Annotated in this window: 16 protein-coding genes and 2 tRNA genes; 1 reads left to right on the forward strand and 17 read right to left on the reverse strand. The window is 70.2% G+C overall.

Features of this window, described 5'->3' with window-relative positions; translation table 11 throughout:
- Nucleotides 1–264: 264 nt before the first annotated feature.
- From MRBLWH10_RS12160 to MRBLWH10_RS12225, 14 genes are all read right to left on the reverse strand, one after another.
- A complete protein-coding gene (locus MRBLWH10_RS12160; protein WP_341940063.1) occupies nt 265–792 on the reverse strand; it encodes a CGNR zinc finger domain-containing protein in 528 nt (175 codons plus the stop codon).
- A complete protein-coding gene (locus tag MRBLWH10_RS12165) occupies nt 789–1601 on the reverse strand; it encodes an alpha/beta hydrolase (RefSeq protein WP_341940064.1) in 813 nt (270 codons plus the stop codon). Before MRBLWH10_RS12165 ends, MRBLWH10_RS12160 begins: the two co-directional genes overlap by 4 nt.
- A 721-nt stretch (nt 1602–2322) precedes the next feature.
- Nucleotides 2323–2396: transfer RNA gene (locus MRBLWH10_RS12170), tRNA-Met, on the reverse strand.
- Nucleotides 2397–2430: 34 nt separating this feature from the next.
- A tRNA-Thr gene (locus MRBLWH10_RS12175) sits at nt 2431–2502 on the reverse strand.
- A 68-nt stretch (nt 2503–2570) separates the two neighbouring features.
- Nucleotides 2571–3590, reverse strand: a complete 1020-nt coding sequence (locus MRBLWH10_RS12180) for a M23 family metallopeptidase (RefSeq protein ID WP_341940065.1) — start codon at nt 3588–3590, stop codon at nt 2571–2573.
- Nucleotides 3591–3877: 287 nt separating this feature from the next.
- The gene (locus MRBLWH10_RS12185; protein ID WP_341940066.1) at nt 3878–4669 is read right to left on the reverse strand and encodes an inositol monophosphatase family protein; all 792 of its coding nucleotides are present in this window, start codon (nt 4667–4669) and stop codon (nt 3878–3880) included.
- Nucleotides 4666–5703 carry a hypothetical protein gene (locus MRBLWH10_RS12190; RefSeq protein ID WP_223586989.1) on the reverse strand — a complete coding sequence of 346 codons (1038 nt, stop codon included), beginning with the start codon at nt 5701–5703 and terminating at the stop codon, nt 4666–4668. The genes MRBLWH10_RS12185 and MRBLWH10_RS12190 overlap by 4 nt, the downstream gene beginning before the upstream one ends.
- Before the next feature lie 70 nt (nt 5704–5773).
- Complete coding sequence (locus MRBLWH10_RS12195) at nt 5774–6571, reverse strand: enoyl-CoA hydratase/isomerase family protein (protein WP_223586990.1); 798 nt, start codon at nt 6569–6571, stop codon at nt 5774–5776.
- A 46-nt stretch (nt 6572–6617) separates the two neighbouring features.
- The gene (locus tag MRBLWH10_RS12200) at nt 6618–7109 is read right to left on the reverse strand and encodes an FBP domain-containing protein (RefSeq protein WP_341940067.1); all 492 of its coding nucleotides are present in this window, start codon (nt 7107–7109) and stop codon (nt 6618–6620) included.
- Between the two features lie 22 nt (nt 7110–7131).
- On the reverse strand, nt 7132–7557 hold the full coding sequence (locus tag MRBLWH10_RS12205) for a hypothetical protein (RefSeq protein ID WP_146114250.1): 426 nt from the start codon (nt 7555–7557) through the stop codon (nt 7132–7134).
- Between the two features lie 177 nt (nt 7558–7734).
- A complete protein-coding gene (locus tag MRBLWH10_RS12210) occupies nt 7735–8172 on the reverse strand; it encodes a hypothetical protein (protein WP_341940068.1) in 438 nt (145 codons plus the stop codon).
- 41 nt (nt 8173–8213) lie between these two features.
- Complete coding sequence (locus MRBLWH10_RS12215; protein WP_341940069.1) at nt 8214–8372, reverse strand: hypothetical protein; 159 nt, start codon at nt 8370–8372, stop codon at nt 8214–8216.
- Nucleotides 8369–9007 carry a hypothetical protein gene (locus MRBLWH10_RS12220; RefSeq protein WP_341940070.1) on the reverse strand — a complete coding sequence of 213 codons (639 nt, stop codon included), beginning with the start codon at nt 9005–9007 and terminating at the stop codon, nt 8369–8371. Before MRBLWH10_RS12220 ends, MRBLWH10_RS12215 begins: the two co-directional genes overlap by 4 nt.
- A 100-nt stretch (nt 9008–9107) precedes the next feature.
- Nucleotides 9108–9560: a hypothetical protein gene (locus MRBLWH10_RS12225; protein ID WP_341940071.1), complete on the reverse strand. Its 453-nt coding sequence runs from the start codon at nt 9558–9560 to the stop codon at nt 9108–9110.
- Nucleotides 9561–9693: 133 nt separating this feature from the next.
- Here MRBLWH10_RS12225 and MRBLWH10_RS12230 point away from each other — a divergent pair, with 133 nt between their 5' ends.
- On the forward strand, nt 9694–10305 hold the full coding sequence (locus tag MRBLWH10_RS12230; protein ID WP_341940072.1) for an HD domain-containing protein: 612 nt from the start codon (nt 9694–9696) through the stop codon (nt 10303–10305).
- Here MRBLWH10_RS12230 and MRBLWH10_RS12235 read toward each other — a convergent pair.
- Genes MRBLWH10_RS12235 through MRBLWH10_RS12245 form a run of 3 tightly spaced genes read right to left on the reverse strand, consistent with a single transcriptional unit; the run spans nt 10292 to nt 14567 of the window.
- Nucleotides 10292–11923, reverse strand: coding sequence for an ABC transporter ATP-binding protein (locus MRBLWH10_RS12235; RefSeq protein ID WP_341940073.1), 1632 nt, complete (start codon nt 11921–11923; stop codon nt 10292–10294). The two genes, MRBLWH10_RS12230 and MRBLWH10_RS12235, sit on opposite strands and share 14 nt — an antisense overlap.
- Nucleotides 11920–13557 (reverse strand): ATP-binding cassette domain-containing protein, encoded by a 1638-nt coding sequence (locus MRBLWH10_RS12240; RefSeq protein ID WP_341940074.1) that lies wholly within the window; start codon nt 13555–13557, stop codon nt 11920–11922. The genes MRBLWH10_RS12235 and MRBLWH10_RS12240 overlap by 4 nt, the downstream gene beginning before the upstream one ends.
- Nucleotides 13554–14567, reverse strand: a complete 1014-nt coding sequence (locus tag MRBLWH10_RS12245; protein WP_341940075.1) for a hypothetical protein — start codon at nt 14565–14567, stop codon at nt 13554–13556. The genes MRBLWH10_RS12240 and MRBLWH10_RS12245 overlap by 4 nt, the downstream gene beginning before the upstream one ends.
- Nucleotides 14568–14570 lie beyond the last annotated feature (3 nt).

The following is a 14570-nucleotide window of genomic DNA, read 5'->3' on the forward strand; positions in this document are numbered from 1 at the left end:
GACGCTCCGTCACCGCCGGTCGGGGTGTTCGCCTCCGCGGCGGAACCTGCGCCGCGGATCCACTCGACGCGGTGCTCGGCATCCGAATCTGCGGAGTCTGCGCGGCGCAGATTGCACCCACAACGCAAAATCCCCGGACGTATCCGGGGCTGATCTGGTGTTTCTGTAGACCTTATCGAGCTCGGATCCGGGCACCCTCCGCAGACCGCGCGCACCGCCGCTGGCGCATCCCGATCCCGAGCCTGCCCGCCCGTGGGAGTGGATTCAGGCGAGCCGATCGCGGTAGTGGCGCATCTTGCTGCGCGCACCGCACGTGTTCATGTCGCACCAGGTTCGCGTCCCGGACCGTGAACTGTCGTAGAACACCCACCGGCATGCTTCCGATGCGCAGGTCCTGAGCCGCAGCCCCGACCCGGTCAAGCCGTGGAGGAGCAGCGCCCCGACCGCCGCGCCTGCCGGCGAGACCGCTCGCGCGCCCGACGGGGTCAGCGCGAGTCGACCGGAGTCGTCAACGCAAGGACTCTCCCAGTGCTCTCGCGCGAGCCGGTTCAGGGTGGATCGCGCTGACGGGTCGGTGCGGTCGGTGAGGAACGATCGAATGTCCTCCCTGGCGCCGCGCAACGAGGCGAGATGCTCAGGCGTGACCTCCCCCTCCCATCCGTACCGGACCAGCCACTCTCTCCCGCCGCGGATCGTCGCGAGTGCGTCGATGCCGCGCAGCAGCATGGCGCTGTTGCAGAGATCTTCAACGGCGCGCAGCTCTTCAGGTACGGCGGATCGCGCGATGTTCACGCGCTCAGCAGTCTGAGAAGTGCGCCGGGCTGATCCTCCGGGACCATGTGTCCGGCTCCGTTGATGATCGAGAACCGCGCGTGGCTCGGGAGAGTGGTCACGAGTCGCTGGGCGTAGTCGATACCGAGCCACGCATCGTCCTCACCCCAGATCACGTGGATGGGGATGTCGAGTAGCCGGAGTCGGTCCTGGAGCTCGTTCGTGTTGTCCTCGCCACCCTGGGCGTACTGCCGGTAGAACGCTCGCGCCCCTTCCGCCCCCGCCCACTGGTCCGTGTATGACGCCAGGGCATCTGCACGCAGACCCACGTGGCTGCCTGACCGTATCTTGGCATCGATCAGGGCAGCGCTCGCCCAGCCAGGGAGCGCCTCGAACACCTCGGGATGCTGATGGACGGCCTGGAAGAACCCGCCGTCGCCCCACCCGCTCACCGTGGCGGCGTCGATGAGCGTGAGCGACTCGAAGGTCACGTCGTGCAGGAGCGCCGCGCGCAGCGCGACCGCGCCGCCGACGTCATGAGCCACGACCCGAGGCGCAGAGACCGTCCAGTGTTCGAGGAGATCGACGAAGATCATCGCCTGCCGCCGAAGGCTCACGTCCGGCGCGGTGCGAGACGACTGCCCGAAACCGAGCATGTCCCAGACATAGACCTGGTGATCACGAGCCAGCACGGGGACGATGTCCCGCCAGATGAACGACGAGAAGGGGGTGCCGTGCAGCAGGACGAGCGGCGGACCGCTGCCGAACGAACCCCATCGCACCGTGCCGTCGCCGACGTCGAACCGCTCGGGGAGCGACCAATCGGTCATGGGTTTCCCTTCGTTGTTACTGCCTATGTTGTTTAGACGGTAACAGACGCGAGAGGACGGCGGGGACGTTGACGACTGACGCCGATCGCCCCGCCGCTGTCCTGGCTGTCCTGCGTCAACAACCCCATGGCCGGCATCGGCCGGGCGCGGGGTCTCACGTATCTGAGATCACCCACGTGGCCAGCGAGCGTTGAACGCGAGAAGCTCCGCAGGACGCGTGACGGGCATCAGGCCGGCCACCGGCATTCGACATGCAACTCATGGAATGGCGCCCCGGGAGAAGTCACACGAGAATCCCGACGCGTGCGTCGGTCGGATCAGCGAGCATCTCGTAGCGGTCGCGTGCGCCTCACGGCCACCTCTGAGCTATTGATTGAGGAAAATCGCCAATACACCTAGAGGAACGCCGACGACGAAGAATATCAAGCCGACAATCGCGTACCGGCGCTCGACCCTGCCCGCTTTCGCCTTCATGCCTCTAAGAATCCCATCAAATCAACGCAAAGTCGAGGACAAGGGGCGTTAGCGCCCTGCGGCAGCCGCTGCACGGTCGCCGTCGACGTGACGGCAACAGAGCTCGGTGCACATGGTCATCCTCACGAGCCGCTGCACTCGCTCCACGCGAACTTGCTCGTGCTCAAAACCGTGAAGTCGCTCCTGCCGTGGGAGGCGAAGCGGTCAAAACGACAAAACCCCCGGCTACACCGGGGGTCCTATTCTGTAGCAGGAGCGGGGCTTGAACCCGCGACCTCACGATTATGAGTCGTGCGCTCTGACCAGCTGAGCTACCCTGCCGCACTGCATCCGCATCGCAGATACGAACACTGTGAGCCCCGAGTCAGGATTGAACTGACGACCCCTTCCTTACCATGGAAGTGCTCTGCCACTGAGCTATCGGGGCGTGCTGCCCCTCGCGGGGCAACCACACGAGAATACCATCACAGTGGCGTTCTCATGAAATCGAGGCGCTCAGTCCAGCGTGTACCGGCCCGCGTTCGCCTTGAGCCAGGGAAGCGGGTCGATCGTCTTGCCGTTGACGATGATCTCGAAGTGCAGGTGGGCGCCGAAGGAGTGGCCGGTGTTGCCGGTCAGCCCCACGATGTCGCCGACCTTGACGGTCTGTCCGGCCTTGACCTTCAGCGAGCCGTACTGCATGTGCGAGTAGTGGCTCGTGATGACCTGACCGTCGATGACGTGGTCGATGTAGACGGTCACGCCGTAGCCGCCGCCCTGCTCCGTCGCGATGCGCACGGTGCCGTCGGCGATCGCCTGGATCGGGGCGCCCTCGCCCGGCACGAAGTCGATGCCCTCGTGCATGCGGCCCCAGCGGGGTCCGTAGCCCGAGCTCATGCCGACGCCGACGAGGAACGGCCACTGGATGGCCGCCTCGGGGTCGTTGGTGAAGACGGTGTCGGAGAACTTGATGCCCTGCTCGGACGCGAGGTCGACGAGAGAGACGGTCGAGAAGTCCTCGGCGCTGGCGAGCGTCTCGTTCTGCACGTCCGACGAGGTCACGAAAGCCTGGATCGGGGTGTCGGACTTGTCCGCGCCCGCGGAGGCGGCGACGAGTGAGGTGGAGGCGACGCCGTTCGAGCCGACGGCGACCACCGCCTCAGCCGGCAGCGTCATCGACACAGCGAGGAGGCCGGCGAGGCTCATCACGCCGACGGTCGCACCGACGGCCAGGAACTTGCGGGCGCTCGGACGGCGACGGGCCACGTGCTCGGCGGTCGGAGCGTCCGCGACAGCGGGCTCCTCGTCGACCGGAGCGGATCCCGCGGCGTCGGCGCCATCGCCGGAGACGGAGCGGAACGTGCGGGCAGCCTGCTCGAACGGGTCGGCGGAGGTCTGCTCCCCCACCGTCGGCGTCTCGACGACGGGCTCGGCAGCGGATTCTGCTGCGACAGGCTCGACGGGTGCGGCTGCGATGTCGGGAGTCTTGTCGGCGGTGAGAGCGGCGACCATGGCGACCGCTTCGGCGACGGTCACGCTCCGGCGAACGGTGCGGCGCGTCATCGGCGCCGACGACACCGGTGCGCTGCCTTCGGAGACAGCTGCCGTCGCTCCTGCCGCGGGGGCCTCGGAGGCCGCAGTGCGGATGCGGCTGGAGCGGCGCGTGGGCGCAGGGGCAGCCTGGGGATTCTCGAAGGGCAAAACGATTCTCTCGGGTCAGACGTCAAGCAGGGGGGATGCTTGCACCCTCATCGCCTCGGGAACGACGAAGGTAACGATCGGATAAACAGTACCCTGAGCCGCCTGAGAAAGCCATGAGTTCGTCATGAATCCTCCAGAAGGGCCAGGAGCCGGGCGTGCACGTCGATGCCGCCCGCGACGATCATCGGACGCGCCGACTCCACGTCGAGACGCGTGACCGCGCCGCCGGCCTCCTCGACGATCAGGGCCCCGGCAGCGAAGTCCCAGGGCTTGAGGCCCCGTTCGAAGTAGCCGTCGAGACGCCCCGCGGCGACGTACGAGAGATCGAGGGCCGCCGACCCTGCACGGCGGAGGTCGCGCGCCATGGTCATCACGCGGCGCACCGTGGCCAGGTCGCCGTCGTGCGTCGAGGGGTCGTAGCCGAACCCGGTCGCCAGCAGCGCCCCCGCGGGGGTCTCCGTCGTGACGGACAGACGCCGCTCCCCCAGCCACGCACCGCCGCCCCGACTCGCGGTGAACAGCTCTCCGACCGCGGGCGCGAAGACGGCCGCGGCGAGAGCATCCCACTCCTGCGGGTCGGCGCTTCCGCGCACGGCGGCGATGCTCACGCAGTACGCGGGGATGCCGTAGGCGTAGTTCACGGTGCCGTCGATCGGATCGACGACCCAGGTGATGCCGGTCACACCGGGATCGGCATCCGACTCCTCCCCGAGGAAGCCGTCGCCGGGGCGGGCCTCGCGGAGTCGCGTGCGGATGAGCTCCTCGACCTCGCGATCCGCGTCGGTGACGATGTCGGCCAGGCTGCTCTTGGTGGCTGCGAGATGCACGCCTTCGTCTCGGCGACGACGCGCGAGCTCACCGGCTTCGCGAGCGATCTCCGCGGCGAGATCGACGAGTTCGAGGTCGGCGCTCACTGCGGCGGCAGCGGCGGCGCGGGCGGGAACGCCGTGGCGTTGGGAGCCGGCGGCGACTCCGGAGCGGCCGGCGCCGGAGGAGCGGCCTGCACCGGAGGAGCCGTGGGCGCGGGAGGACCCGCGGGAGCCGGTGGCGTCGCAGGGACCTGGGGTGCCGCCTGCGGAGCCGAGAAGTCCGGGATGGCGGGAAGCTGCGGAGCCGCGTACTGCGCGGCCGGAGCGGCGAGCTGCGGCTGCTGCGCGGAGGGGTGACCGGTGTAGTAGGCGTTCCAGTCGGGGGTGCCGTCGGGCAGCACGGGCAGCGGCGTGGCCCCGTCGGCATAGGTGGGCCAGGCCTGCGCCACGGGCGCGTATGCGTGTGCGACGACGGGCTTCTTCGGCGCGAACAGCGCGTTCAGCAACGGGATCAGCGTGGTGCCGACCGCGGTGAGGATGGTCAGCGCCACGAGGATGCGACCGTACAGGTCGCCGAACTCGAAGTTGTGCGTGAACGTGAGGAAGAAGACGAGCATCCCCACGAGGCCGACCAGGAACACGATCGTCGCGATGTAGATCACGCGGGTGAACGACGTGACGTAGCGGTTGGCGGCCGGAGTGAACAGCCGCACATGCAACAGCGCGAGCTGCAGGATGCCGACGACGAGCAGCAGCTGGAAGAAGCGCTCCCCGCCGCTGAACACCTGGCCGTCTTCAGGGAGCCAGATCTTGAACGCGCCGACGATGAGGGCCACGATCCACGTGACCATGCTCGCGAGAGCGAGCCAGTCGGGGCGGTTCGGCGCCAGTCCCGCCTCCAGGATCGCGATTCCCGCGAAGCCCGCGAGCAGCAGGATCGTGAGGAACGCGCGCCCGATCAGGCCGTCCTGATCGCCGATCAGCACCCAGACCACGCACACCAGAGCGGCGGCGATGAGCGCGCCGATGGCGATCCAGATCGATCCCCTGATCAGAAGGGACATGTTCTTCTTCGGTTCGGCCTGCACGGACTCCGGCTGCGACATGACGGTCCTCTCGACGAGCGGCGGTGTGTTCATCCTCGCATGCGGGGTCGCGGATGCCGCGAGCATCCGTGGCCCTGTGGAAACTTCAGGTCACCGATGCGCGTCAGACGGCCTTCTTCGTCGACGCCGCAGCGAAGGCCGCGATGCGCGCCTGAGCGTCGGGCGTCTCCATCGCTGCGCCGATCGAGCGCGCCTCCTCGCTCAGCTGCTCGACGAACGTGCGCTCGGGCTGAGAGCGCACGAGGCGCTTCGCCTGGCCGTAGGCCGCGGCGGCGCCGGCGAGCCAGAACCGCGCGACCTCCTCCGCCCTGGCACGAACCAGGTCGGCCTCGGCGGCGGCATCCGCTCCCTCGACGGCCTCGGCGACGAGACCCCACTCGACGGCCTCCTGCGACGTGAGGAGGCGATCCTGCAGCACGAGCTGCAGCGCCCGCCGCTGGCCGATCGCGCGAGCGAGCTGCGCGGAGACCGAGAGGTCGGGGGTCAGCCCGATGTTGGCGTAGAGGCTGCCCAGTTTGGAGCGCGCGCCGACGACCGCGTAGTCGGAGCAGAGCAGGATGCCGAGCCCTCCACCAGCCGTGGTGCCGTGCGCTGCGGCGACGACGGGAACGGCCGATCCGGTGAGCGACCGGATGCCCGCGTTGATGACCTCGGCGAGCGCGGTGATGTCGTCGCCGGATCCCATCGTCATCGACATCTCGATCACATCGCCGCCCGCGCAGAAGGCGGGGCCGGCCGCATCCAGGAGGATCGCTCTGACGTCATCCCGGCTCGTGACCTCTGCCGTCGCGTCACGCCAGGCGTAGGCGAGTTCGGCGTTGAAGGCGTTCAACCGCGACGGACGGTTCAGCGTGAGCCGAGCCAGCCCCTCATCGACGGACAACAGGATGGCATCGCTCATGGCGTCTCCTTCGAGCACAGGACGGATGCCTCCAGGGTAATCGCGATCAGGACCGCTCCCACACCCGCGCGACGAAGGCCTCCATGCGGCGACGGGTCCCGTCGAGGCGGTAGTCGACCTGCCCCGGGGCCCGCACCTCGTTCGGCGCGAGCGGATGAGCCAGCCGGACGCTCTCGTGACAGGAGAGATCGGCGCAGATGTAGGTGCCGACCGAATCGCCCCGCTCGCCCTCGTCTCCCGTACGCCGAGCGGAGAACATCGCGACCTGGTTGCCCGGCTGCATCGTGTGGCAGATGTTGCACATCCCGGAGCGTGCGCGCCCCGGCTCGGAGACGCGCAGCACGACGCCCCTGATCTGACCTTCGTGCTGGATCAGCACGTACCCGCGCTTGCCGGCGCTCGGGTCGCGCCAGGCGAAGAAGTCGAGGTAGTCCCAGTCGATGAGCACGAAATCGTGCGGCATCTCCATGACCCGCAGCTCGTCGGCATCCGCATTGACGAACGAGGAGCGGACTTCTGCCTCGGTGAGCGCTCGCATCGCACCAGTCTAGGCAGAGCGATCAGAGCCGGATGCCGTCGATCTCCGACTGCCGGAGAGCGCGCAGCAGCTCTCGCGGAGGGTGCTCGGAGTCGGGCAGCGCGGAGATCTGCATGATCGCCGCGACACCGGCGACGGTCGGCCGGACGCGGCCATCCTCCCGGCGCGCCAGACTCTGGGAGATCAGCGTCTCGAGCCTGCGAGCCTTCCGCGTGGAGGGGAAGGGACCGCCGATCGGCTCGTTCTCGAGGAACTCCTTCTCTGTGAGCGGCTCTGCGGTCGCCAGTTCGTGCTCGACCAGAGCGGAGAGCGTGAGACGCAGCGCATCGGAGAGCTCGGCCCCGCGCAGCTCACCGCGCAGGAGCTCGTCGTCGATGCTCACATCGAGGGCGGCACGGCGACGCAGCGGCGCCGCCCCGCTCTGCGGGAGCGGGGTGGTTTCGGGCACGCCGGGTAGGCGCCGGTCGTCGGCGTTCATACTTGCAAGACGCGCGAGAACGCGTTCCATTACGCGGAATCGATCGGAGAGTCGTCGGACGGCACCGGATCCACGCGCAGATCACGCACCGATTCGCGCGTGCTGAGCGGCATCGAACCCGCCCACAGGCGGAGGAGCTGCGCGCCGTTACTGCGTGAGGATGCGGGGCGCGGAGTCTTCGAAGCCGCTCTTGAGCACGACCGTGGTCCACGGCACCGGCGCGTCCGCGAAGATCGGCTCGAGGATCTCCCACATCCGCTCGGCGTCTCCCCCGGTGAAGTAGAGCGCGTACTCGCCGTCTCCGACGTCGTTGCCGTCGATCGCGCCGGCCTCGGCGGCGGCGAGCGCCTCATCGGCGGCGAGCTCCGTGGCGAGCATCTTGTCCATGAGGTCGAGGTCGAACCGCTCGTCGCGGCTCTCGAACTTCACGACGACCCAGCCTTCACCCGCCGTCTCGGATTCCACAGCCGGTGCACCGGCATCCTGCGCTTCGCCAGCCTGCGACACGTTCGCCGAGCAGCCGGTCGTGAGCAGCAGCAGGACACCCGCGGCGAGCGCCGCCGACCAGAACCGTGAGGCAGACATGCGCCCGATGCTAGCGGGTGGCTCGCCGCTCCCCGGGGCTGCTATCGCCAGGCGGCGCGCACGACCTCGGCTGCCTCCTCGGCATCCACCTCGGGGATGCACTGGTGATCGAGTGCCGTCGACCACTGCATCGCGTCCGGCAGCGCAGCGAAAGAGACACGGGCGCTGCTCGTGAACGGGCCGAACCTGCCGCGGCTCATGATGCTTCCATGTCTGCGATGGTCTTCTGCACGGCGAGCGGCACTCGCCGCGCGCGGCCGGCGATCCCGCGCAGCTCGTCAGCGTCGACACGCACCCGCAGATTGGCCGCCGCCTCGCGAGCGACATCAGGGGCACCGCCCTGCATCGGTCGCGCCAGCACGTCGTAGAGGGTCTGCGCGGGAGTGGTGATGAGCGCCTCACCGAGGGGCGTGCGCTCCAGCACCAGATCGAGGGCGTCGAGATCCCGAGGAATGAGATGCACGGTCCCTCCGGTGGTGAGGGTGACGGGCGGCCGTCCGGCCACAGGTACCGCGATGGTCGTCGTACCGATGGCCCGAGGTATCGCCCCCCAGAATCGAGCGGCTCCCAGCCCCATGAGAGCCACACGTCGCTGACCGAACCGCGCCGTCGCCAGAGCCAGCCCCGCCGCTTCCAGGGGCGGCTTCCAACGACGTCCGTCGGCTCCGTCCGGTGGGGCCGTGTAGACCCCCTGGGCGATCTTGAGGACGACGCCCTCGTCTTCCAGCCGGGCCAGATCCCGGGGGGCGTTCGTGGAGGTCTGCGCGACGTCCTTCCATCGAACCGTTCGCATCGGGGCGCGCTCCACCACGCGCGCAAGCGTGATCGGCTTCATCAGAACCTCCTAGCTAAGACCCACAGTACAGAAAGTGTACTTTCGGTCTCAACTATCTGGTTCTATATACGGCGATCCGCTCAGGCGATCGCCAGCCGGGTCAGCGACGCTGACGGGCGAGCTCGGCCTGACGGAGGACGCGCAGAAGCTCGCGCGGCAGACGCGGCCCCTCCAGCGACGACGGCCGCAGCACCGCGGAGATGCCGGCGACCGTGGCGTGCAGGCCGCGGCCCTCACGACGGACGAGGTTCATGCCAGCGAGAGCATCGAGCCGGCGACGGTAGCGCCCCGCTCCGAACAGGCGGCGCGTGCGCACGGTGGCGAGCAGCTCGGCCTCGGTGAGCGGCTCCTCCTGCTTGAGCTCGTGCTCGACGACCAGCACCAGCGCCGAACGCAACGGCTCCTCGAGAGTGGCCCCGCGCAGGTCTCCGCGCACGATCTCCTCGTCGATGCTCAGGTCGAGCATCGCCCGTCGCTGCAGGCGAGTCCCGACCGCGGTGAAGGCGGCATCCGACTCAGGATCACGGAACAGGCGCGGCTCGATGATGCTCATACCGATGAGATGCAGACAGGGGCCGTTTCATTACGCGAATCCGATCGATCTCATGCCGGACCCGGCATGTAGGCGGGGAGCGCCGACCGCGCGGCTACACTGGGCGCACGCGATCGCGACCCACCGGAGAATCATGCGCCTCACCGACTTCACGCCACCGGACACCGCGGCCGCACGAGGCGCGCTGGCTCTGCTCGACGATTTCCACACGCCGGCGATCGCGAACCATGTGGTGCGATCGTGGCTCTGGGCCGAGGCCTTCGCGATCGTCGAGGGCCGCACCGACGTCGATCACGAGCTGCTCTACACCGCTGCGATCCTCCACGACATCGGCCTGGTGCCCGCCTACGACAACCACGCTCTCGGCTACGAGGAGGCCGGCGGCTTCGTCGGCGAAGCCCTCACCGCGGGGGCCGGGTGGTCGCCCGACCGGCGCCGGCGAGTGAACGAGGTCATCGTCCGCCACAACTGGCCCGAAGTCGACCCCGACGAGGATGTCGAGGGCTACCTGCTGGAGATCGCGACCGGCCTCGACATCTCGGGTCGACGCGACGAGGAGATACCCCTCGACTTCCGCCGCGAGGTGCTCAACGCCTACCCGCGGCTCACACTCGCCGAGGAGTTCGGCACGTGTGTGCTCGACCAGTCGGCGCGGAAGCCCCGCAGCGCCGCGCGGCGTCTCGTCGATGGCGGCCTCATCCGCAAGCTGGCGGAGAATCCGCTCGAGAGCGTCAGCCGACTCTGACGACGCGAGCGAAGGCCCCCAGGGTCTCCTTTCGGTGCGATGCCGCGATGACCGTGCCGGGGAACGCTCCGAGCACGTCGGAGATGATGCGCTCCGACTCGGCGTCCAGGCTCGCCGTGATCTCATCGACGATGAGGATGCGGGGCTCCCGGCACAGCGCCCGCGCCAGCGCCAGCCGGGCCCGCTGACCTCCGGAGAGGCGCACTCCGTGCTCTCCGAGTTCGTCGTCGAGGGCGATCCAGTCGTCGGCGCCGACCCTCGCGAGGGCGTCCTGCAGCTCGTCGTCGCTGCGGACGCCGTCGCCGCGCTGCAGGTTCTCGCGCACGGTGCCGTGGAAGAGCCTGGCGTCCTGCTCCACGACGGCGACGACGCGTCGGAGGTCGGCATCGCGGACACGGCCCAGCGGATACGTCGCCCCCGAGTCGTCGGTGAGCGCGACCGCGCCGGCATCGGGATCCCACAGACGAGCCGCGAGGGCGATGACCGTGCTCTTGCCCGCGCCCGACGGGCCCGCCAGCCCGACGTGCTCGCCCGGTGCGACGTCGAGAGACCAGTCGTGCACCACCTCGGACCGATCGTCGTAGGAGAACGAGACCCTGCCGAACCGCACACCCAGCGGTCCGTCCGGCAGGGGGATCGGATCGTCGACCGGCGCGACGACCGGCGGACGACGGAGTCCGGCGCCCACGCGGTCGGCGCTCGCGATCAGCGGATGCAGCTCCGACACGGTGCGCGCGGCATCCGCGACCGCGGCGACCCCCGCGACGGCCAGCGCGACGAGCGCGGGGAGCAGCGCCGCCTGGGCGTCGTCCGTGCCGCGCTGCACGAGAGCCACCGCGATCACACCGATCACGACGACGGCCAGGATCAGCTCGCGCGTCCCGTCGACGAGGTGCGAGATGGCCTCCCGGCGACGGCTGATGCGCGCCGACCGCCGCGTTCCCGCGACCGCCTCCCGCACGACGCGGTCCTGCAGACCGTAAGCGAGGATCTCTCGCAGCGCGCCGAGCGCGTCCACCAGCCGCTCGGACTGCGTCTCTCGTTCCCGCTGCTCCTGAGCCCCGACGCGACGCGCGGGACCCGCTCCCGCCCAGGCCGTGAGCGCGACGGCGAGGGCTCCGCCGAGCATCACGAGCCCCACCGCCGGCATCACCGCGACGGCGCACACCAGCGCCCCGACGAACAGGGTGAGCGCCGCGCCGATCTGCGCGACCGTGTGCGCGTAGAAGAACTCCAGCTTCTCGATGTCGGTCAGCGCCACGGATGCCGCGCGCCCCGAGTGCTCCCTGCGGCGGCCGGGCACGCTGCGCGAGTAGGCGTCGAACAGCGCCATCCGGAGTCGAGCGAGGACCCGATACGCGAGAGCGTGCGAGACATCCATCTCCCGCCAGGTGAGGACCGTGCGCACGAGCACGAGAGCGCCGAGAGCGATCCACCACGCCGCAGGCGGCCAGGATCCGTGCACCACCGCCCCGCCGACACCCAGGGCGGTGAGCACGCCGATCGCCGCGAGGGCGCACAGGCTCGCCGTGGCGATCGCGTAGCTGCCGAGGATCCTCCGCCATTCCGGCCGCAGGGGCGGGAGCAGGCGGGCGAGCACGGCGACGGCGGAGGTCACGACGCCTCCCTCACGAGCATCCCGTCGCGCAGGACGCGCACATCGGCGACCCGCGCGAGGGCCTCGGGGCGGTGGCTGATCATGAGCACGATTCTCTCTGCGGCGACACGCTCCAGCGTCTCCGCGACGGTCAGGGCGCTGCGGTCGTCGAGGGCGCTGGTCGGCTCGTCGACGAGGAGCACGGGGCGGCGCGCGAGCAGCGCCCTCGCGAGGGCGAGCCGCTGCCTCTGCCCGCCGGAGAGGCTCGTCCCCGCCTCCGCCACCATCGCGTCGAACCCCTCGGGGATCGCTCTGATCTCGTCGAGCACGCCGGCGGCTGCGCAGGCCCGTTCGAGCGCTTCCTGCCCCGCACCGAACAGATCGACGTTCTCTCTGATGGTTCCCGCGAACAGGACGGGTCGCTGCGAGACCACGGCGACGTCGGAGGCGCGGAGCGGACGTCCGTCGAGCTCCACCGTGCCCGATGACGCCGGGAGGAACCCGAGGACCACGTCGAACAGCGTGGACTTGCCCGCACCGGAGGGCCCGGCGATCGCGTGCACCTCCCCCCGCTCGGCACGGAGGTCGACGCCCCGGAGGACGTCGGCGGCGGCGCCGGGGTAGCGATACGAGAGACCCGTGATGCGCAGCACCTCCCCCGCGGGTGCCGCGGGGTGGGCCTCGACGGGAGACCGCTCGACGTCGGGGCGTCGGAACGCCCCCAGCGCGACCAGCCCCGGCACGGCCGTGAGCCCGAGGAACCCCGCATGCCAGTGCCGCGAGAGCTCGCGCACCGGGCGGAACGCCTCCGACGAGAGCAGGAGCAGCGCGTAGACCTCGACGGCAGGGGGATGCCCCGTCATCACGGAGACGACGGCGAGGCCGGCCGCGACGACCACCCCGGCCTGCACGGCGAGATCGGTGATGGCCGTCTCCGCGAGAGACGATCGCATGACCCGCTCGGTGGCGAGGCGGAGGGCTTCGGATCTCGCATCCAGTCGGGAGCGCGTCGCGGGCACGTCGCCCAGCGCACGCAGCGTCGACATGCCGCGGAGCGATTCGAGCAGGTCGCCGCTGAGCGCTTCGTAGCTGTCCCAGTGCGCGAATCCGCGCCGCGCGAGCATCCTCTTCCAGAGCAGCGGACCGAGCACGGCGAGCAGGATGCCGAGCGACACGCACAGCGCGGCCAGGGGCGACAGCATCCCGACCAGTGCGACGGCGATCACACTGCCGACGGCGAGCTGCACCACGGCGGGGATGTACTTCGACACGTAGGCGTCGGTCCCGTCGATCCCGTCGCCGATGGTGAGCTGGGTGGACCCGTCCCGGAGCGCCGCGTCGTGCAGGCGCGACGGCACGAGCACCGCCCTGACGGCGGCATCCCGCAGATCCTCCCTGACCCGCGCACCGAGTCGCGCGGCGACGTCGCCCTGAGCGAGCGTGAGCAGCACCCGGGTCGCGCCGATCGCGACGATCGCGCCGATGCCGGCCAGCGCCCCTGCCACGTCCGCACGCACGAACGCCGCGAGCGCCCAGGCGAGGGAGAGCGCCTGCAGGAGGTGCGTGGCGAACACCAGGAGCAGGAGCACGACGCTTCCGCCGAGCAGCCACGAATGCCGTCGCGCTTCGCGCCACAGCGGGGGGACGATCATCATCGTGGACCTCCAGGGGTGTCGAGGAGGGCGACGGCATGGAGGATCCAGCGGTCGCCGGTCGAGGGGAAACCGGAGACGGGACGGGCGCCCGCGTCTCCGGAGAGCGAGGCCTCGTAGCAGAGGCGTGCGGCGGAGAGGTGAGACTCCCAGAGCGCGGCGGCGACGGCATCCGGAGCGGCATCCACCGGCACCGACCAGGAGGAGATCGCCGATGCGCCGCGCACCCACGCCTGCCCCGCGGCGCGCGCGATGCGCTCCGCATCGGGCCGAGGCGCCGGTCCGATGCGTGCGGAGAACTCCTCGATCGATGGTGAACGGCGCCCGGCGAGCGCCGCACGGCGGGCGGGGAGCGACGCCGGGTCATCGGCGATCTCGACGGAGGCGAGAGGGATCTCCGGCGCCAGCCCGAGCGCGAGCCACGCCTCCGCGTCGGCCGCCCGCGGAACCCCCAGCATCCCGCGCAGGCGGGCGGACGGACCGAGCTCGACCCGTCCGGGCTGCGCGCCCAGCAGGAACTGCACGGCCGCGAGCGCGTAGGCGGCATCCGCGATCCACAGGGGCCAGGCCCGGTGACGATAGCGCCCGAACGATCGGCCCGGCTGCACGGTGAACACCAGCCTCGTTCCCGCGGTGACCCGCTCCGACGCGGGCCACCCGGAGGCGCCCTCCGCTTCGGCATCCCGCCGGAGGACGACACCCCGCTCGTGGTCGAACACGCGCCTCGCACCCGTCCCGTCGATCACGTGCGTCTGCACCGGATAGCAGGCCCCTGCCGAGGGAACGGGGCGGCGGGGTATGCGGGTCGGCGTGCCGTCCGCTGCCCGATGGAGGGGCCCGGGGCGCCACAGGTCGTCGAGGAGATCCCGCACGCTCCGTGACGGCTCGACGACGACGGCGCGCGCGGCGGCCCAGTCGTTCACCCGCGGTCCGGGCGGAAGCGGACCCGCCGGCGCGCGCGACGACATCGCCTCGGCGAGCGGACCGAGGATGCCGCGGCCCACCTGTCTCATGAC

It is taken from the genome of Microbacterium sp. LWH10-1.2 (assembly GCF_038397765.1).
Classification (GTDB): Bacteria; Actinomycetota; Actinomycetes; order Actinomycetales; family Microbacteriaceae; genus Microbacterium; species Microbacterium natoriense.